The 19,040-nt window shown below is 56.1% G+C and carries 16 protein-coding genes; 13 read left to right on the top strand and 3 right to left on the bottom strand.

Annotated features, from left to right (window positions below; genetic code table 11):
- Positions 1–127: 127 nt before the first annotated feature.
- Positions 128–1,030 (top strand): tyrosine-type recombinase/integrase, encoded by a 903-nt coding sequence (locus LARV_RS10785; protein ID WP_075073642.1) that lies wholly within the window; start codon positions 128–130, stop codon positions 1,028–1,030.
- Between the two features lie 33 nt (positions 1,031–1,063).
- Here the strand turns inward: LARV_RS10785 and tilS are convergent, their stop codons facing one another.
- Positions 1,064–2,494 carry a tRNA lysidine(34) synthetase TilS gene (gene tilS / locus LARV_RS10780; RefSeq protein WP_083522495.1) on the bottom strand — a complete coding sequence of 477 codons (1,431 nt, stop codon included), beginning with the start codon at positions 2,492–2,494 and terminating at the stop codon, positions 1,064–1,066.
- Between the two features lie 114 nt (positions 2,495–2,608).
- Here tilS and LARV_RS10775 point away from each other — a divergent pair, with 114 nt between their 5' ends.
- The 3 genes from LARV_RS10775 to LARV_RS10765 are packed head-to-tail and all read left to right on the top strand — an operon-like array spanning position 2,609 to position 5,720.
- On the top strand, positions 2,609–3,769 hold the full coding sequence (locus tag LARV_RS10775; protein WP_075073640.1) for a response regulator: 1,161 nt from the start codon (positions 2,609–2,611) through the stop codon (positions 3,767–3,769).
- Positions 3,766–4,536 (top strand): SIR2 family NAD-dependent protein deacylase, encoded by a 771-nt coding sequence (locus tag LARV_RS10770; RefSeq protein ID WP_075073639.1) that lies wholly within the window; start codon positions 3,766–3,768, stop codon positions 4,534–4,536. Before LARV_RS10775 ends, LARV_RS10770 begins: the two co-directional genes overlap by 4 nt.
- 2 nt (positions 4,537–4,538) lie before the next feature.
- Positions 4,539–5,720 carry a GAF domain-containing sensor histidine kinase gene (locus tag LARV_RS10765; RefSeq protein WP_075073638.1) on the top strand — a complete coding sequence of 394 codons (1,182 nt, stop codon included), beginning with the start codon at positions 4,539–4,541 and terminating at the stop codon, positions 5,718–5,720.
- 2 nt (positions 5,721–5,722) lie between these two features.
- On the opposite strand, the gene LARV_RS10760 is transcribed toward LARV_RS10765, so the two are convergent.
- Positions 5,723–6,589, bottom strand: coding sequence for a DegV family protein (locus tag LARV_RS10760; RefSeq protein WP_075073637.1), 867 nt, complete (start codon positions 6,587–6,589; stop codon positions 5,723–5,725).
- A gap of 24 nt (positions 6,590–6,613) precedes the next feature.
- Positions 6,614–8,368, bottom strand: a complete 1,755-nt coding sequence (mutL, locus tag LARV_RS10755; RefSeq protein ID WP_075073636.1) for a DNA mismatch repair endonuclease MutL — start codon at positions 8,366–8,368, stop codon at positions 6,614–6,616.
- 138 nt (positions 8,369–8,506) lie between these two features.
- Here mutL and LARV_RS10750 point away from each other — a divergent pair, with 138 nt between their 5' ends.
- From LARV_RS10750 to eno, 9 genes are all read left to right on the top strand, one after another.
- Positions 8,507–9,175: a pyrimidine 5'-nucleotidase gene (locus tag LARV_RS10750; protein WP_075073635.1), complete on the top strand. Its 669-nt coding sequence runs from the start codon at positions 8,507–8,509 to the stop codon at positions 9,173–9,175.
- A 10-nt stretch (positions 9,176–9,185) separates the two neighbouring features.
- A complete protein-coding gene (locus LARV_RS10745; protein ID WP_172797841.1) occupies positions 9,186–9,434 on the top strand; it encodes a hypothetical protein in 249 nt (82 codons plus the stop codon).
- A gap of 77 nt (positions 9,435–9,511) precedes the next feature.
- Entirely contained in the window at positions 9,512–10,753 is a 1,242-nt protein-coding gene (locus LARV_RS10740) for a S41 family peptidase (RefSeq protein ID WP_075073633.1), read from the top strand.
- Between the two features lie 26 nt (positions 10,754–10,779).
- Positions 10,780–11,919: a S1C family serine protease gene (locus tag LARV_RS10735; protein WP_075073632.1), complete on the top strand. Its 1,140-nt coding sequence runs from the start codon at positions 10,780–10,782 to the stop codon at positions 11,917–11,919.
- Positions 11,920–12,102: 183 nt separating this feature from the next.
- The gene (locus tag LARV_RS10730) at positions 12,103–12,945 is read left to right on the top strand and encodes a S1 RNA-binding domain-containing protein (RefSeq protein ID WP_075073631.1); all 843 of its coding nucleotides are present in this window, start codon (positions 12,103–12,105) and stop codon (positions 12,943–12,945) included.
- A gap of 125 nt (positions 12,946–13,070) precedes the next feature.
- The gene (locus tag LARV_RS10725; protein ID WP_075073630.1) at positions 13,071–13,904 is read left to right on the top strand and encodes a mechanosensitive ion channel family protein; all 834 of its coding nucleotides are present in this window, start codon (positions 13,071–13,073) and stop codon (positions 13,902–13,904) included.
- A gap of 259 nt (positions 13,905–14,163) precedes the next feature.
- Positions 14,164–15,792, top strand: a complete 1,629-nt coding sequence (locus tag LARV_RS10720; RefSeq protein ID WP_075073629.1) for a CTP synthase — start codon at positions 14,164–14,166, stop codon at positions 15,790–15,792.
- Positions 15,793–15,952: 160 nt separating this feature from the next.
- Positions 15,953–17,458, top strand: a complete 1,506-nt coding sequence (locus LARV_RS10715) for a hypothetical protein (protein WP_075073628.1) — start codon at positions 15,953–15,955, stop codon at positions 17,456–17,458.
- A gap of 186 nt (positions 17,459–17,644) precedes the next feature.
- On the top strand, positions 17,645–18,940 hold the full coding sequence (gene eno / locus LARV_RS10710; protein ID WP_075073627.1) for a phosphopyruvate hydratase: 1,296 nt from the start codon (positions 17,645–17,647) through the stop codon (positions 18,938–18,940).
- Positions 18,941–19,040: the final 100 nt, after the last annotated feature.

Below are 19,040 nucleotides of genomic sequence, written 5' to 3'. Positions count from 1 at the left end.
CGATTCTTGCCCTGATTTCTGATCGAAAAATCGCACAAAATGACCCGCCTGCCATTTGACAAGTGGCAGTTAATCATGTACACTGTAAACACGATAGGCTATACGCAAATCAGCAAGGATTCTGGCCATGTCTGAACCTTCACCTGCTGCACACATTACGGCAAACACCGCGCTTCTCCCGGCCATTCGCGCCTGGGAGCTATATCTCAACGACCAAAGCCGCTCACCTTATACCGTGAAGGCCTTTGTAGGCGATTTGCAGCTTCTGGCAACCCATTTACCGCCTGACCGCACCGTTGGCGCCATCTCGACCAAGGATCTAAACCAGTTTCTGCAATGGCTCCAAAACGGGCGCGGGATTCCCTGCAGCCCGAAGAGCCTCGCCCGGCGCATCACATCGATCAAAGCCTTCTTCCGCTGGCTGGTGCAAAGCGGCCGCATCGGCGCCGATCCCGCCGAAAAAGTGCTGCAGCAGTCCGTGATGAGCCCTCTGCCCATCATCCTGACCCAGGAAGAAGAACAGCGCGTTTTGGATGTGGCGTTGAAATACCGGACGGCTCAAAAACCCGACGCGCGTCCGTATACCTTACTTCTCCTGCTGCTGACTACCGGCATCAAAAAAGGCGAATGCCTGGCATTGAACCTGAATCATATCGATCTTGAAAATCCCGCCGGCCCCATCCTGTTCATTCGCTACGCCACGCCGCGTTCGCGCTACAAGGAACGCAAGATCGACCTGACCGCGGACTGGGTGGAGAGCTATCGCGAATACCTGGCGCAGTACAATCCCCGCGACACTATCTTTCCCTGGTCGCCGCGCCGGTTGGAATACCTGCTCGAGGATCTCGGCGAAGAAACCGGGTTGGAAAAGCATTTATCCTTCGATATGTGCCGCTGGACCAGCGTCCTCGATGATTGGCGTTCGGGCATCGATCACGATCAGATCCGTCAGAAGATGGGCATATCGAAAATCCAATGGCGGGAGATCAACTTCAAGCTCCGCCGCCTGGCCGGCGAGGTGAAAGCCTGAAAGAATACGGCGTCCGTACGGGCGCCGTTTTTTTTATCGCTCCACGCGGTGGATGCGAAGATGAACGCAGCGCGATGTTTGCTCGCGCACGCGAAAGCGATCGGCGGGTGAAAAACCGGGAACCCAAGCGATTTCGCCCGCGCTGAATACCAACGGCCAGGCGCGTCTGGCCTCGGCTGGAATATGGCGGTTGATCCAGAAATCCGAGAGTTTCTGGCTTCCCGCAGGCATGCCCAAAGGTTGGAAACGGTCCCCGGCCTGCGGTTGGCGGATCTCCAGGGTTTCGGAAAGCGAATCCACATCCAACCAGGCTTCGAGTTGCAGTTGGTTTCGCGGGGCCATGATTGCACCCGGATCGGGAGGGTCGCACACCTCGGCGGTGATCTCCCATCCATTTCCCAGCGCCTGTCCGCCGGGCAGTTGCAATACAACCGGGTCCGAAATTCCCATTTGCGGGTAGCGCGATAGATCCGCCGAATGATTACGCGTGAACAGGATCAGTTCTTTGCCCTGGGCACGTAACTCCAGCTTCTGCACCAATTCGATTTTTCGATCGCTGCGCGGTGATTGGATGAAGTCGGCCGCGCGCTTCAAATTTCCGAAGTCCATTCCCTCGCCGGCCGGGCGTAAGATTTGGGCCGCGCGGCGGATCAGGCGGCGCTGCAGCGGTGCTGCCAAAGCACGAACGGCAGCCAGATCGAAACGCACGCTGCCTGGCGTGACTTCCAGCATGCAATCCGACCAGGCCTGCTGTTCCAGAGCATCCAGCCATTTCAATTCATCATCCGCGAGTTGCGAGAGTTTCCAGATTCGTTCTCCAGCCCCGGGAGCCTGTTTTTCGATTTCCGGCATCAGAATCAACCGAATCCGATTTCGAAAATAAACCGGTTCGAGATTGCTACGGTCCAGCACGGGTTGCAGGCCGGCGGCAGCGCAAAAAGAGACGATCTCCTCCCGCCAGCAGCGCAGCAGGGGCCGCACCAGTGGAATCTGGTCGTCCCACCCGGATAGAACGCGGAAGGGCATACCGCGCAGCCCGTCCAGCCCGCTGCCGCGCAGGATATGCATCAGCACCGTCTCCACCTGGTCGTTGGCGTTGTGACCCACGGCCACCGCCTCAGCCTGAAATTCGCGCGCGCGCGAAAACAGGAACCGATAGCGCATCTCACGGGCCGCGGCTTCGATGGATTGGCCGTTCAAGCGGGCGACCTCGGCCACATTGCCACGCCCGGCCGTAAACCGGATACCCAATTTGGCTGCCAGAGCTTCGACCTGCCGGCTTTCACTTTCCGCTTCAGCGCGTAATTGATGATCGAAATACGCGGCGATGGGGTGGAATCCCAGACGCTGCAAAGCGACCACCAGACACAGGCTGTCTGGCCCGCCAGAAACGCCAACCAGCACGGTTGCTCCAGGGGGTAGTTTGCAATCGTTCAGCGCAGTTTCCCGGATTCTTTCCAACATAAGCTGATTATAGTGTATGTTTTTCTGGATTTGATTTAGAATAGTATTGACCTAAAAGTAATTTCATGAATGGTTTTTCCTGAAGGGATTCAGCAAAGTACAGGGAGGGGTGCCATGCCAGAGAAAATCCTCATTGTTGACGATGACCTGGAAACGTTACGATTGGTGGGGTTGATGCTTCAACGCCAGGGATATCAGGTCGCGACAGCCCATAATGGCGCTGAAGCGCTGGCGATGGCCCGCAATGAACAGCCGGATTTGATTGTGCTGGACATCATGATGCCGGACATGGATGGCTACGAGGTAACCCGCCGCCTGCGCAAGGAAACCGCCACCACCGTCACCCCAATTCTGATGTTCACCGCCAAGAGCCAGGTGGATGATAAGGTAAAAGGCTATGAATCTGGCGTCGATGACTATCTGACCAAGCCGGTCCACCCGGCTGAATTGGTGGCGCATATCAAGGCCCTGTTGACGCGCGTCAAAGTGCGCACCGGGCCGACCCCATCGGTCGATCGCGGCTACACCCTGGGCGTCATTGCCGCCAAGGGCGGCCTGGGGGTTTCCACACTGGCATTGAACCTGGCGCTCGCCTTCCACGAACGGACGAATATCAATACCATCGCCGCCGAACTTCGCCCCAGCCAGGGAACCTGGGCAATCGATCTTAAACTTTCCAATCCCGAGGGATTGAATAATCTGCTGCATTGCCGTCCAACCGACATTACTGTAAATGTAGTCGAAAAGGAACTGATTCGCACCACCTACGGCGTGCGCCTGCTGCTGGCCTCTTCGCGTACGCGTGACACCGATTCGCTCAACTACGGTCCGCAGATGGAAGCCATCATCCAACAGTTATCCTTGATGGCGCCGTTCGTCATCCTGGACATTGGCACGAGTTTTCACCCGATGCTCGACCGGATTTTGCCGCAACTGAACGAAGCCATTGTGATCACCGAACCCCAACCTTCGTCCGTCGACCGGACACGATTCTTGATCGATGATCTGGTCGCTCGAGGGTTCGGGAAATCCAAACTGCTCACGGTCATGGCGATCAACCGCGTGCGCGCGGATGTCGTGCTCTCGGCTTCCCAGATCCAGGAAAAAATCGGCCAGCCGATCGCGATGATGATCCCACCTGCGCCCGAACAGGCTTTTTACGCCGCAACGCGCTCGATCCCATTAATCGAAATCCAAAAAGAAGGTCTGGTCAGCCAGCAGTATTACCGCATGGCGGACCTGGTTTCGCAACGCATTAAAACGCAGACCAAATGACCGGGATTTTCGACGATTTGATCCAGCGGGCAGCCGAAAAGCTGCGTTCCGCTCAGCATGCTGTGGCGTTGACGGGCGCCGGACTCTCCACACCGTCCGGGATCCCGGATTTTCGTTCTCCCGGCACCGGCGAATGGGAACACGTCGATCCGCTGGAGGTCATCTCGTTATCAACCTTCCGCCGCCGTCCGGAACGTTTCTTTGCCTGGCTGCGTCCGCTTGCGGTCAAGATGGCCGCGGCCGAACCCAATCCGGCCCACCTGGCGCTGGCTGAGTTGGAGAAGGCTGGTATACTTCATGCAATCCTGACTCAAAACATCGATGGGCTGCACCAGAAGGCGGGTTCGCGCACCGTCATCGAGCTGCACGGCTCCTTGAAAACGCTTACCTGCCCGGCCTGCCACCGGACATTCCATTCGGAGGCTTACTGCCCGGCCTTTATCGAAAACGATGTCCTGCCGCATTGCACGGCTTGCAACGCAATCTTAAAACCCGACATCGTTTTCTATGAAGAAATGCTGCCGGTGGAAGCCTGGTCGAGAGCCGTGGACCTGGCGAAAGGCGCGGACGTGTTCCTGGTGGCGGGCACCTCACTCGAAGTGCTGCCGGTGAACAGCCTTCCCATGCTTGCGCTAAAAAATGGGGCCGAATTGATCCTCAACACCCTATCGCCGACCTACCTGGATCGGCAGGCATCGATACTTTTGAAAGCTGATGTATCGCTTGCGCTTCCAGCAATTACACGTGCTATACTAATGGAGAATTAATTGTGTCGATCAATGCTCAACATTTCGATCAATTGCTCGAAATCTCCAGGGATCTGGCGTCCACCCTCGATCTGGAAGTGTTATTGCGGAAGATTCTGCGGGTGGCCGAAAACTTGAGCAGCGCTGAAACAGCTTACGTGTTTCTTTACGACGAAAACAAAGGGGGTCTCGTTCTTCAAGCGTCGACCAATTCGCAACACGAACATGCCTTACAGGGACAGTGCCTTCCGGCCACCAGCGTTGCTGGCTGGGTCTGCGTTCATCGAAAGCCCATGATTGTGGTGGATGTCGAATCAGATCAGCGGGCTATCGTCAAGAATGATTCGCTTTTGAACACCGCAACAACATCGCTGATTGCTGTACCACTGGTTGCGAAAGACAAGATTCAGGGGGTTTTGGAAGTGGTCAACAAGAAGCAAGATTATTTTAATGAACAGGATGTCGACGTCCTGACAGTTCTGGCGGCTCAGGCGGCCATTGCTGTCGAGAATTCCAGGTTATATCAGCAGGCTGATCTCATCAACGAATTGGTGCATGAACTGCGCACGCCGCTCGCCTCCATCCTGACGATCGCCTACCTGCTGAAACGCAGCGACCTCACCAACGACCAAAGGCAGCAATTCGCTGAATCGATCGCCGAAGAAGTCACCCGTTTGAATGACCTGGCAAGCTCCTATCTGGAGTATTCGCGCCTCGAAGCCGGACGGCTGACTTTTTCTGCGACAGCTTTTGATCTTCGGAACCTTTTGACGGAAAGCTGCCGCACACTCCGACCCAAGGCCGAAGAAGCCGGCATCAGCATCCAAATGTTTTCAGCCGATCAGCCCTTATTTCTCACCGCCGACGAGAACAAAATCAAGCAGGTCGTTGTCAACCTGCTCAACAATGCCATTAAATACAACCAGACCGGCGGTCGGGTACTGGTCAATGCCTGGAAGAACGGCGATTCGGTCAGTTTTTCAATCCAGGATAACGGCGTGGGCATCCCGGAAGCAGATCTCCCCCATGTGTTCGAGAAATTCTATCGGGCGCATAATATTCAGGAAGCCTATCCGGGCACCGGGCTGGGGCTTTCGATCTGCAATCGCATCATCGAAATTCACGGCGGAACGATCACCGTACAGAGCCAGGTCAACGCCGGCTCGACCTTCACGGTGGAACTGCCCGTCAATGTAAAGAAATAAGCCTAGCCGGGAAGCGAAGCGAACAACGCCGCCGGGCCGACGGCCATGCCTACCAGGCCGACGCCGACATGCGCGCCCAAGGCGGGGGTAATCGAAATCGTCGGAACCCACTCGATGTCGAACAGTTGGCTGAGTCTTTCACGCAGCCATTCCGTTCCGGGCAAATTATTGGCATGCAGCAACTGCACGCGCAGTTTGGCGCCTTCGCCGAAGCGCCTGACCACCAGGTCGGCTTCGCGCAGGATGGCCCGTTTCAGTGTGATCTCCTGGCCCAGTTGAAAATACTTGCCGTCGGTTTTTGCCACGCCGATGATGGGCTTGATGTTGAGCAGTGAGGCCATCAAACCTTTGATGTGGCTGATGCGTCCGCCGTGGATCAGGTATTTGAGCGTGGCCACCGTGAACATTCCTTCGGTCTGGGCGCGGATTTCAGCCAGGTATTCCAGGATGCGCTCCTTCGACCAGCCGCCTCGAATCGCGCGGGCGGCGGCTTCCACCTGCCAGCCTTCCGGACACGAAAGCGTGGCGGTATCGACCAGGGTGACATTCGCTTCCGGTACCAGGGCAGCGGCAGTGCGCGCCGAGTTCAACGTCCCGCTCAAACCGGATGAGATGTGAATGGACAGGATATCCGGATCGGTTTGCGCCAGTTGACGGTACAAATCCACAAACTCGCCTACGGAAGGTTGAGAGGTCAACGGCATGTCCTCTGTGCCCTCCAGCAGTTTATAAAATTCCTCCGGGGTGATATCTACCCCGCTGGCGTACGTATGGCTGTCCAGGGTCACTTTCAGGGGTGTGAAGTGGATGCCGTATTTCTCAGCCACTTCAGGTAATAGATCAGCGCCACGATCCGTCACAATTTGCATATCCACTCCCAAACTAAAAAAAAATTATCGACTACCCCGGCGGCCAAACTGGCGTTCCAGCAGATCCACCGAAAGGTGAATCATGGTGGGCCGTCCATGCGGGCAGGTGCGCGGCGATTGGCAGGTTTCCAGATCGGCCACCAGTTTCTTTTGCTCCTCGATCGACATTGCCTGACCGGCTTTTACCGCGGCGCGCTTGCAAACCCGGGCTGCCACCCTGCCCTCGATTTCGCTGCGCAGCGGATTTTCATCCTCTTCAAAGTCCTCCACCAGCACCCGCAGTGCTGCCGCGGGGTCCATGCTCACCAGTAATGCGGGAATTGCCCGCACTCGAAAAGAAGCGGGCCCAAAGGGTTCGATCTGAAAACCGATATGCTCCAAAGCGTCCATTTGGTGGCTGAACAATCCGGCCTGCTGGGGTGGGAACGTGACCACTGCCGGTTCGATCAGAGCTTGGGCAGGAATGCTTTTTCCGGCCACCTGCTTCATTAAGCGTTCGAAAAGCACCCGTTCGTGGGCGGCATGCTGGTCGATCAAATACAGGCCATCCGGCCCCTCTGCCACCAGGTAGGAAAGTCCGACCTGCCCGATCAAACGCAAAAGAGGAAGTTGCCCCGACGGCAGCTCGACCGGCGCGGCTCCAACCGTTTCCGAGGGCACCAGCGCTTCTTCCGGTAGTTCGGCAGGACGCGAATCCGATTTCAAATCCGCTGCCATATCCCAGGCCGGGTCGATGACCCTGGGCTGGGCCGCGGCGGTTTGCCATTGGGGTAAACCGATCGATGGCACCGGCGAATACGCCAATAACGCCCGGCGGGTTCCGCGCTGCACCAGGCTGAAGATCCTTTCCGGCTCGCGAAAACGAACTTCGGCTTTGGCCGGATGGACATTCACATCCACTTCTTCCGGCGGCAGATTCAAGAAGACAACCGCCAGTGGGAATCGTCCGACCATCAAAAGCGTGTGATAGGCCTGCACCAATGCGGTTGTCAATGGAACCGATTGGACCCAGCGACCGTTGATGAAGAAGGTGATATCCCGGCGATTGGAACGCGTTAGAGCGACCGGGCTGATGAAGCCGTTCATGTGGCGTCCATCCTCATCCGAATTCACTTCCAGGAGCTGGCGCGCAATCTCGATCCCATAAAGCTGAGCCAGGATTTCACGCCGGTCGCCGTTGCCGCTGGTTTTCAGCGTCGCGCGATTATCCTGCCAGAGTTGAAAGCGCACCTGTGGATACGCCAATGCGTATCTAGTCACCAATCCATCGATCTGGCCGCGTTCGGTCGAATCGTGTTTCAGGAACTTCAGGCGGGCAGGCACATTGAAAAACAGGTCTTCGACCCGCACCTCCGTTCCTTCCGGGCCGCCGGCTCCTTCCACCGGACGGGCTGCGCCGCCTTCCACCCGGATGTGAGAACCGACCTCGGCGCCGGTCCGGCGGGTGGTGATGGAAAAGCGCGAAACGGAGGCAATGGAGGCCAGCGCTTCGCCGCGAAAACCAAGCGTTGTGATATGAAAGAGATCCTCGGCGGTGCGCAACTTGCTGGTCGCGTGCCGGGCCACAGCCAGGGTCAGTTCACCCTGAGAAATTCCGTCCCCATCGTCAGATACTTCGATCAAGCGCTGCCCGGCTCCTTCGATCCGTATGTTGATCGAACGCGCGCCGGCGTCCAGTGAATTCTCGAGCAACTCCTTCACAACGGACGCAGGGCGTTCGACGACTTCCCCCGCGGCAATCTGGGATGCGACATCATCCGAAAGTATTTGGATCGGCATTGAGGCTCCTGAGCGGTTCGATTATAGTTTTTCCATTGAAAGTAGGAATAGGAATATAGTCCTATTTCAGGTCATGACTTCCGCATTGTCGGCTTTGTAAATCCGCTCGCATTCGATTATACTGGCGTCATGAGTGAAATGACACTTTTCATAGACCTGGACGACACGCTTTACCCGGCTGATTGCGGCCTCTGGAAAAACATCCGTGACCGAATCGACCTGTATATGCATTCGGTGCTGGGCATTCCGCTGGCGGAGGTACCCCCACTGCGCCATCGTTTATTCAAAACCTATGGCACCACGCTGCGCGGTCTGGAAGCCACCCTGTCAGTCGATCCGGCCGACTATCTGCGTTTCGTCCACGACGTTCCACTCGAGCATTACCTCAAACTGGACGCCGAATTACGCCAGGTGCTGGTCGGGTACACGATGCCAAAGTTCATCTTCACCAATGGCGATTGCGCGCACGCTTCGCGGGTTTTGAAAACGCTTGGCCTTGAAGGCCTTTTCGACGGCATTATCGACATCGTTGCGCTGAGCCCCTATTGCAAACCCATGCCCGAAGCCTTCGAAATTGCGCTGGCGCGCGCCGGATGTCCGCAGCCGGCGGATTGCGTGTTGGTGGACGATTTCGCGAACAATCTGGCTGTTGCCCATCAGCTGGGATTTCGAACCGTTCTCATCGGCTCGCCCAATCCGGCTGTTCCCTTTGCGCCTGCAATTCCTCGGTTGGCGGATCTTCCCACCGTTATTCCACAGAGCAACGGTGATCTATCGAAGAGAAAAGAGAAAAGCACCTGTGAATGACATATCCCCATTGGGCTGGGTAATTCTTGGGCTTCTGGCACTTTTTCTGGTGGTTCTTAACCTGTCGCTGTTTACTGCCTGGCGCGACAAGAAGAAAGGCAGGGACAAGGACTCCAACAGCCCGTTCCAAGGCCTGGAACAATCCATTCGCAAGCCCTGGAAGAAGGAAGACGAAATGTTATCCGAGCTTGCGCGCCGTGCCGCCGAATTGCGCCGGAAATCCGACTCTTCGCAGGATTCCAAAGACGATTCAAAATGAGCGTCTTGATCTTTACTAATTCTTAATTTTTTAGTGTTACATTCAATGTGAGAACAATTTCATTCGAGGAGTAGAGGATGTCCTCTCGTTTAGCGCGTAATCTTTTGATCGGCCTGGTTGCGGCTGTTTTGCTGTTGGGCAGTTTTTCCGGCGGTGTTTTGGTCGGTTGGACGCTTCCCAAGACCAATCTGAGCATCAATTCGCCGGTGGTGACCCTTAATCCCACGGCCAGTCAGGGTACGGGTACACCCGAAGACCTGTCTCAAACCTTCAAACCCTTCTGGGAGACCTGGGATCTGGTCCATTCGACTTATGTCGATCAACCGGTGGATAATACAGCCCTGATGCGCGGCGCCATCAAAGGCATGTTGGAATCGCTAGGCGATCCGCACACCTCTTATATGAGCCCGGAGGAATACAGCCAGGCCAACACTGCCCTGGAAGGTGAATACGAAGGCATCGGCGCGATCGTGGATATCACTGGCGACTATCTCAAGATCGTCAGCCCCATGCCCGGTTCGCCGGCTGAAAAAGCCGGGCTCAAGGTGGGAGATGTCATCATTGCCGTGAACGGTGAAGACATGACCGGCGTCGATGGCAACATCGTGCTGAGCAAGGTCAAGGGGCCGGCGGGCACGGATGTAACGCTTACCATTCAACGCGAAGGCGTCGAGCAGCCTCTGGATATCAAGGTTACGCGCGCCAAGATCCAGCAGTCTTCCGTCACCTATAAGATGCTGGATTCCGGGGTTGCCTACATTCAGATGAGCAACTTCGGCGATAAAACCACCCAGGAGTTGAAAGACGCCTTGAAAGACCTCCTGGCTCAGAATCCCAAGGGTCTGATTCTGGATCTGCGCTATAACGGCGGTGGGTATTTGGAGACGGCGGTCGAGGTTACCTCCCAGTTTATCAATACGGGCAATGTCCTTCTGGAAGAGTATGGCGACGGCACCCGAACCGAATACAGCGCTTTGAAGGGCGGTCTGGCGTTGGATATCCCGATGGTCGTTCTGGTGAACGAGGGGTCCGCGTCCGCTTCCGAGATCACCGCCGGAGCCTTGCAGGATGCCGGCCGGGCAAAACTGGTCGGTGTGACCACCTACGGCAAGGGCACCGTGCAAAAATGGACGGCCTTGCAGGACAACCAGGGCGCAGTGCGCATTACCATCGCGCGCTGGTTGACGCCCAAAGAGCGCCAGATCAACGGCAAAGGCCTGACGCCGGACGTGGAAGTGAAGATGACCGAGGAAGATTACACCGCCGGACGGGATCCTCAACTGGACAGGGCGGTGGAATTGCTTCTGCAGGGCAATTGAGATTTCATCCATCGGAGGGCTAACCTGTGAAACGAGGTTGGGTAGTTCTCTTGTTGTTGATCGTCGCATTTGGCGCCGGATTGGCCGGCACACTCGTCGGCGGCGTCATCGTATATCAGGGGATGGTCGGGCGCTCCAGCGCCGCCCCTACGGCTGGCGCCTCTCCATCCAATACGACCCTGGCCGGTTCGCCGACCGAAACCCTCCAAATCCAGACGGTCAATATCGAAACCGCCATTACGGACGCGGTTGAAAAAGTGGGTCCGGCCGTCGTGACCGTCGTCGGCCAATTGCCGGATCAAATGTCGTTTTTTGGCGTCATTTCGGGCGGCACAGCCTCCGGAAGCGGCGTAATCATATCGGATCAGGGCTACATCATCACCAATAATCACGTCATCGAAGGCGCCCAATCCCTCAAGGTGATTCTCGCCAACGGCGACGAACGCTCCGCGCAGGTGGTTGGCAGCGATCAATTTACGGACCTGGCGGTGCTTAAAGTCGATGGCGCCCTGCCCGCAATCGCAGAGCTGGGGAACTCGAACACGTTGAAACCCGGTGAAACGGTCATCGCCATCGGTTCGCCGCTGGGAAATTTCAAGAACACCGTCACCACCGGCGTCATCAGCGCCACCGGGCGTAGTCTGGACTCGGGAAACGGCTATCTGATGGAAAACCTGCTCCAGACGGACGCAGCGATCAATCAGGGCAATTCCGGCGGACCGCTGGTCAACCTGGCCGGTCAGGTGATCGGCATCAATACCCTCATTCTTCGCGACAGCCAGAGTTCGAGCACGGTGGTGGAAGGGCTGGGCTTTTCGATCCCGTCCAGCACGGTACAGGTCATCGCCGGCAAGATCATTGCCAACGGGTCGATCGCCCGTCCCAATGTGGGCATCCGCTACCAGACCATCGATCCGGCGACCGCGCAGCGCTACAATCTGCCTGTGCAATGGGGCGTTTACGTGGTGGATGTTACACCCAACAGCCCGGCCGATAAAGCCGGCATCAAAGTGGGCGATATCATCACCCAGATCGGTGATTACCCGCTGAGCGACAGCCAACCCTATCTGAACGCCCTCTTCCATTACGCCCCGGGCGATACCGTGACCCTGAAAGTCGCCCGCGACTCCAAGACGCTGGAATTAACCCTGACGTTCAGCTCGTGAGAGAATTCGGCCATCCATCCATCAAGGCCGCCCCGATTCCAGGGCGGCCTTGATTTTTAACAAAATCGCCAGTGAGGTTCGCACTCTTTAATCGCGATATTGAACACGCTGGATTAATTGACAGTTTAGGATGCGGGAGGTATAATTGGCCTTCGCTGAAAACTGATAAAGGGAGAAGGAATAATGGATAATACTGAAGTGGCGGAAGTCGAAAACTCCGCCGAATTAAAACCGAAGACCCACTTTACCGGTAAGGTGGTGAAAACAGCACTTGCCGGCGCGGTGGTCGACCTTGGAGAAGGGAAGCTGGGCCTGCTGCACATCTCACAGATTCAGACCGCCGAACCCGGTCAGCAGCTCACCAGCGTCGCCGAAGTACTGCAAATTGGTCAGGAAATCGAAGTTTGGGTTCGCCGTGTGAAAGACAACCGCATCGAATTAACCATGTTCAAGCCGCTCGACCTGGACTGGAAAGATATCAAGAAAGATATGGTTGTCAAAGGCAAGGTCGTTCGCCTCGAAAAATTTGGCGCATTCGTCGATATCGGCGCTGAACGCCCCGGCCTGATTCACATCAGTGAAATGGCTCACGGCTATGTTCGCCAGCCGTCGGATGTCGTCAAAGAAGACGACGAAGTCGAAGCCATGGTGCTGGATGTCAACAAGAAGAAGAAACAGATCAAACTGAGCCTCAAGGCCATGCAGCCCGAGCCGGTCAAAGAAGAAGAACCCGTGCGCCTTTCGGATTTGACGCCCAAGCGTGAGAAACCCCAACGCAAGAAGAAGGCTGCTCCGCGCTCGCGCACGCACGAAGGCGGCGAAGACTTCTCTCATCTGATGGAATCGATCAACGAGCCCAAGGATGAAAATGAGCCGACCGCCATGGAAATCGCCATTCGCGAAGCCATGGAAAAAGCCAAGACGCGCAAAAAAGAACAAGAAGAGAAGAAAAAATCCAAGTCATCGAATGTCGAGCAGGAAGACGCGTTCTCCCGCACGCTCGAACAAAAAGCACGGACCGCCTGAAATCGGAATCCTCCCTCAGGTTTCAGCGGAACACTGGAAACGAAAAAGTCGCCCTTTACCGGGCGACTTTTTTTGTGGGTTTGTTATAATCGCCTTGTGAATTTCAACCGAAAGGAAGTGAGGCTTTGAACCTGCCATTTTTCCTGGATGTCGAAGTCTTTATTCGCAGCCTGATCCTGGTCATTTTCATTTTCGTGCTCACGCAGATCGTCCAGCGCGTTAAGAATATCCTGCGCCGGCACTGGGTGGAACGCGAGACGGATACCGCCCGTAAAGGACGCATCGCCACCTCGATTTCGGTCGGCGTCACGACCCTGGACGGTTTCATCATCATTGGCGGCTTTATCAGCCTGCTCAACATCCTGGGCATCGATATGACGCCCATCCTGGCCAGCCTTGGAATTGTCGGATTGGCTCTATCGCTCGGGGCGCAGGCCTTGATCAAGGATTTTCTGGCCGGCCTGGCCATTCTGACCGAACACCAATTTGCCATCGGCGATGAAATCAAGGTCGGTTCGGTGCGCGGTGAAGTGGAAGAGATCAGCATGCGCGCCACCCGCATCCGTGAATACAACAGCCTGTTGCACATCTTTCCGAATTCCGAAGTACGCATCGTGGCAAACGCCTCGCACCAATGGATGCGCGCCATCGTGGATATCAACCTGCCGTATTCCGTCGATCTCCACCAGGCTTACGAAGTCTTGAAGTCCGCGGCGGCCCGCTGTGCGGAGGATGAACAGATGAAACCCCTGCTGCTCGATCCACCGGAAGTCATCGGTTGGAACGGCCTGAGTGATTGGGCCGTACAGGTCCGCCTGGCGGCGCGAACCTTGCCCGGAAAGCAATACGGCGTGCAGGCCATCCTGCGCCGCAATGCCCTGGATGCGCTCGATCAGGCCGGCATTCCGGTGGCTCTGCCGACCATCCTCGCGAACGAACTTCCAAATCCACGTTCCTGACTTGCCCGGAAAGCTTCGGTTTTTTGGTTTTTTATGGTAAACTTCCCCAGAACTTTGTAAGTATCCTGGAGGTTCGCCTGACGACGGAAACAGGTTCTGTTTTCACCAGGCAGGTTTCTTGGTTGATTATGCGATTTTTATTATTACAACGATTTCTTCATTCCATCAAAGCGACCCACAGGTGGGGAGGCGCCGATCATCGGCCCTCCCCACTTCTTTGTCATTAAGGAATCGACCGTTCTCAATTTAAGGAGTGCGTATGCCCACAAAATATATCTTCTTCACCGGTGGCGTGGTCAGTTCCGTCGGTAAAGGTGTCACCGCGGCTGCCATGGGGCGGCTGCTCAAGGAACGCGGATTCTCGGTTTCCATGCAGAAATTGGATCCCTATATCAACGTCGATCCTGGCACCATGAGCCCGTATCAGCATGGCGAAGTGTTCGTGTTGGATGACGGCGCCGAGACCGACCTGGATCTGGGCCACTACGAGCGCTTTATTGATATTCGCTTGAACCGGGTTTGTAATATCACCACCGGCCAGGTATATGCCGAGGTCATCTCCAAAGAACGCCGGGGAGATTTTTTGGGCGGAACCATTCAGGTCATTCCGCACATCACCAACGAAATCAAGCGCCGCATCGGCCTGGTGGCCAAGACCACCGGAGCTGAAATCGTGCTCGTCGAGGTCGGCGGCACAGTTGGCGACATCGAAAGCCTGCCCTTCCTGGAAGCCCTGCGCCAGTTGCGCAGCGATCTGGGACGCGAGAACACTTTCTACGTGCACGTCACCTGGCTGCCGTATATCGGCGCAACCCAGGAACTCAAAACCAAACCCACCCAGCACTCGGTGCACGAATTGCGTTCGATTGGCATCTCGCCAGACATGATCGTCGCGCGCTCCGATTATCCGGTCGATCCATCCCTGAGCGAGAAGATTGCCCAATTCTGCGATGTGGACAAGCGGGCCGTGGTTCCCATGGTGACTGCGAAGGTCCTGTATGAAGTTCCGTTGTTGCTCGAGGATGCGTCCGTCGCCGACTACATTCTGGAGAAACTGGGAATGCAGGCGCGCACCAAACCGGATTGGTCGGCGTGGGTGGAGCAAATCGAAAAGATTCGCACGCCCAAACCCAAGATCAAAATCGCGCTGGTCGGGAAATATGTCGAATTGCACGACGCTTACATCAGCGTGCGCGAAGCCATTGACCATGCCGCTTTGAAGCTGGGTGTCGAAGTAGAGCTGAAATGGGTCCACAGCGCCGAACTGGAACGCGGCAAGGGCTGGGACGTGATCGAACAGGTGGACGGCATCATCGTCCCGGGCGGGTTTGGCAGTCGCGGCATCGAAGGCAAGATCCAGGCCGCCAAATTCGCGCGCACCCATAAAATTCCCTATCTGGGGCTGTGCCTGGGCATGCAGTTAATGGTCATCGAGTTTGGCCGGCACATCTTCCAAAACGACGAAGCCAATTCGACCGAATTCGACCGCACCACCCCTTACCCGGTCATTGACCTGATGCCCGATCAACAGCAAATTACCGAAATGGGCGGCACCATGCGCCTGGGATTGTATCCCTGCCATCTGCAACCTGGCACGATCGCGGCCGCAGCCTACGGCGAGGAAGTCGTCCAGGAACGCCACCGCCATCGTTTTGAGTTCAATAACGCTTACCGCGCCATCATGGAAGCCAACGGCATGCGCTTCGCGGGGCTTTCACCCGATGGCCGCCTGGTGGAAATCGTGGAATATGCCGACCACCCGTTTATGATGGGCACGCAGTTCCACCCCGAGTTCCTCTCACGCTTTAACCGGCCGCATCCACTTTTCCTGGCCTTTGTCCAGGCTGTTTGCGATCATGCCGGCGTGTTCGAGAAAAAGGAAGAGTAGAACTCGATCTGACGGATCATTGTGAATTACGCCACATGGCATTCTAAGAAAATCCTTAGAATGTCATGTGGTTTTTTTGGGGTATACTTTCCTGCGTTTTGCACGGACAGAAATTCATTTACTGGAAATTTGATTAAAGGAATCCGTTACTGGTCGAAACATGAATGCACTTTTCCATTATTACCAGGTCGTGGTCGATTCTTTGACCGCCCACCCATCCAAAAGATATTACCGTCTTAACCGCATTTTTCTGGGATTGGTTTTCGTAGCCGGCCTTATTTTCTGGGGGCTCTTCATGAATTGGGGGCGCGGGCCGATCACGTTTCATGATTGGGCCGATATTACCGCCCCGCGACTCACGCTCATTCGCAATGCGGTTTCCAGCCTGACCCTGCCCTTGAACGCCAGCACTCCGATGGACATGGGCGCAACCGCCTCCACCAAGGTCCTTGCCATTCCGGATCTATTGCTCTCACCGCAAATCGTATTCCTGCCGTTCATGAGCGTCGCACAGTTTTCGCTTTTCCAGGTGGTCCTGCTTTACGCGGCCGGATTCTGGGGATTGCTTCAATTGCGCAGGAAGTTGAACTGGTCACTGCTCACCTTCGGGATTGTGGACGTCCTTTTCAACTTCAACGGGAACATTACCGCCGGCATCGCCGTCGGCCACCTGACGTGGACGGGCTATTTCCTTTTCCCCTGGTTCGCGTATTTGATCTTCGAGGCCATCAACCAAAAACCGGGCTGGCAGTGGATTTTCAAGATGGCGGTGGTCCTGTTCGCCGTTCTGCTGCAGGGCTCCTATCACCAGTTCATCTGGTTGCTGTTCTTCCTGGGTTTCTTTGCCATCGCCTATTATCGCAATTTCATGACCATCGCCAGCGCCGCAGTTTTTTCGGTGTTGCTGGGGTTCATGCGCCTGACCCCTGAATTCAGCCTGCTCGACGATTATAAAAACGAATTTATCGCCGGATATCTGAACGTCGGTGCCATCTATCACGCCCTGGTCATGGTGGACAAACCGATCCTGGCCAGATTGGCCGGCGTCGGAAAATACCTGGGCACCTGGGAACTGAGCCTGTATATCGGTTTCGCGGGTTTCGCCTTCCTGGTTCTCTTTGGCCTGATCAGGCCGTGGTTCAGAAAACCGCTCAAGAACCGGTACATCCGCTGCTACATTCCCGTTCTGGGAATGGTCCTTTTGTCCATGAATCAGGTGTATAAACCCCTGCGTGACACCTTCGACATTCCCATTTTGAGCGGCGAACGGGTCGCCACCCGCATCATCATCGTCGGGTTTGTTTTCCTGGTCTTCCTGGCGGCCAACGAATTTCAACTCTGGCTGGATTACCGGAAGCGTTCTCCCTTCGCATTTGGCGCCGTCTTCGCATTCAGCGGTTGGGGGCTGTTTGAAATCTTTAACAATGCCCGGCAATGGCGGGTCGTCGCCGCCTCCTGGTATTTTCCGGAGAGTGAATTCAATGCCTCCAAATGGACTCTCGCCAACCAGTACACTGAATCCGCTTATTTGAACCTGGTTTTGCTCGGCATTGCTTTCACCATGTTCTGCGCGATCTTCCTGATTGCCATGGCCCTGCACGAGAAGAACCAACGCCGAACGCGGATTGCAGAGACGCCCATCCATCAATTGTTGGCGCATGGATGATGGTTTGGCGCGGGCTTTTTGGCTCTGGAAGGGAGCAATCCTTGGTATTCGTGTCCATTTCCAACCGTGATTAATGACAAAATGCACAAACACGCCAATCTGGGTTATACTTATTCAATTCTGCAAATGTCAAATAGGTGCTTATCGCGCCTGTATCCCATAAGCATTTTATAACGAGGTAGATCTATGGACACAACAATTGAATCAATCGTAGCGCAGGAAATCCTGGATTCTCGTGGCAACCCCACCGTCGAGGTAGAAGTTATCCTCGCGGATGGCACCTGGGGCCGCGCGGCCGTACCCTCCGGCGCATCCACCGGTGTACACGAAGCCCTTGAAATGCGCGATGGTGACAAATCCCGCTACAATGGCAAGGGTGTGCTCAAAGCTGTGGAAAATGTCAACAGCGACATTGCCGACGCCCTGATCGGTTTCGATGCCGTCGAACAGAAGGCCATCGATATGACCATGATCGAGCTGGATGGCACTCACAACAAGTCCAAATTGGGCGCGAATGCCGTGCTGGGCACTTCGCTGGCCGTCGCCAAAGCGGCTGCCGCCAGCCTGGGTCTGCCGCTGTACCGCTACATCGGCGGCGTTTATGCCCACGTCCTGCCCGTCCCGATGATGAACATCCTGAACGGCGGCGCACACACCGCCTGGCAGTCGACCGACGCCCAGGAATTCATGGTCATGCCGTTGGGTGCGCCCTCCTTCGCGGAAGGCCTGCGCTGGGGCGCCGAGATCTATCACGCGCTCAAGACCGTTCTAAAGAACCGCGGCTATACCACCCTGGTCGGCGATGAAGGCGGCTATGCACCTGCACTGAAGGCCAACGCCGAAGCCGTGGAAGTCATCCTCGAAGCCATCACCAAGGCCGGTTACAAACCCGGCGAGCAGGTCTGCATTGCGCTCGACCCGGCCGCCTCCGAGCTTTACGACGAAGACGCCAAAAAGTACAACCTGCGCAAGGAAGGCAAGATGCTCTCCGGCGAGGAAATGGTAGCCTTCTGGAAGAATTGGGTCGACCAGTATCCGATCGTTTCGATCGAAGACGGCCTGGCACAGGATGATTGGGAGTCCTGGAAGCTGCTGGTCAAAGAGGTCGGCGACCGCATCCAGATCGTCGGCGACGACCTGCTGGTCACCAACCCCGAACGCGTTCGCCGCGCCATCAAAGAAAACGCCGCCAACGCCCTGCTGGTCAAGCTCAACCAGATCGGATCTCTGACCGAGACCATCGAAGCTGTGGAAACCTGCCAACGCGCCGGCTGGCGCGCCGTCACCTCCCACCGCTCCGGCGAGACCGAAGATTCCACCATCGCCGACCTGGCCGTGGCCCTGAATATGGGCCAGATCAAAACCGGCGCTCCGGCTCGTTCAGACCGCGTTGCCAAGTACAATCAGTTGATGCGCATCGAAGCCGAACTGGGCGATACCGCCAAGTACGCCGGCTGGGATGCCCTTCGCCAGCATAAGTAAATCATTCGGCAAAGATCTAAAAACGCGCAGCTCTCCGGCTGCGCGTTTTTTATTATCTTTTATTGTGTGGCTATACGCAGTCCGCTAAATCCGGCCTTTC

The organism is Longilinea arvoryzae (genome assembly GCF_001050235.1).
Classification (GTDB): Bacteria; Chloroflexota; Anaerolineae; order Anaerolineales; family Anaerolineaceae; genus Longilinea; species Longilinea arvoryzae.
This window is presented reverse-complemented; position numbering and strand designations above follow the sequence as displayed.

Coding starts and splice junctions, on each gene's coding strand:
- eno (WP_075073627.1), top strand. CDS start 17,645: ATGGACACAACAATTGAATCAATCGTAGCGCAGGAAATCCTGGATTCT.
- LARV_RS10750 (WP_075073635.1), top strand. CDS start 8,507: ATGACACTTTTCATAGACCTGGACGACACGCTTTACCCGGCTGATTGC.
- tilS (WP_083522495.1), bottom strand. CDS start 2,494: ATGTTGGAAAGAATCCGGGAAACTGCGCTGAACGATTGCAAACTACCC.
- LARV_RS10715 (WP_075073628.1), top strand. CDS start 15,953: ATGAATGCACTTTTCCATTATTACCAGGTCGTGGTCGATTCTTTGACC.
- LARV_RS10785 (WP_075073642.1), top strand. CDS start 128: ATGTCTGAACCTTCACCTGCTGCACACATTACGGCAAACACCGCGCTT.
- LARV_RS10775 (WP_075073640.1), top strand. CDS start 2,609: ATGCCAGAGAAAATCCTCATTGTTGACGATGACCTGGAAACGTTACGA.
- mutL (WP_075073636.1), bottom strand. CDS start 8,368: ATGCCGATCCAAATACTTTCGGATGATGTCGCATCCCAGATTGCCGCG.
- LARV_RS10730 (WP_075073631.1), top strand. CDS start 12,103: ATGGATAATACTGAAGTGGCGGAAGTCGAAAACTCCGCCGAATTAAAA.
- LARV_RS10770 (WP_075073639.1), top strand. CDS start 3,766: ATGACCGGGATTTTCGACGATTTGATCCAGCGGGCAGCCGAAAAGCTG.
- LARV_RS10720 (WP_075073629.1), top strand. CDS start 14,164: ATGCCCACAAAATATATCTTCTTCACCGGTGGCGTGGTCAGTTCCGTC.
- LARV_RS10760 (WP_075073637.1), bottom strand. CDS start 6,589: ATGCAAATTGTGACGGATCGTGGCGCTGATCTATTACCTGAAGTGGCT.
- LARV_RS10740 (WP_075073633.1), top strand. CDS start 9,512: ATGTCCTCTCGTTTAGCGCGTAATCTTTTGATCGGCCTGGTTGCGGCT.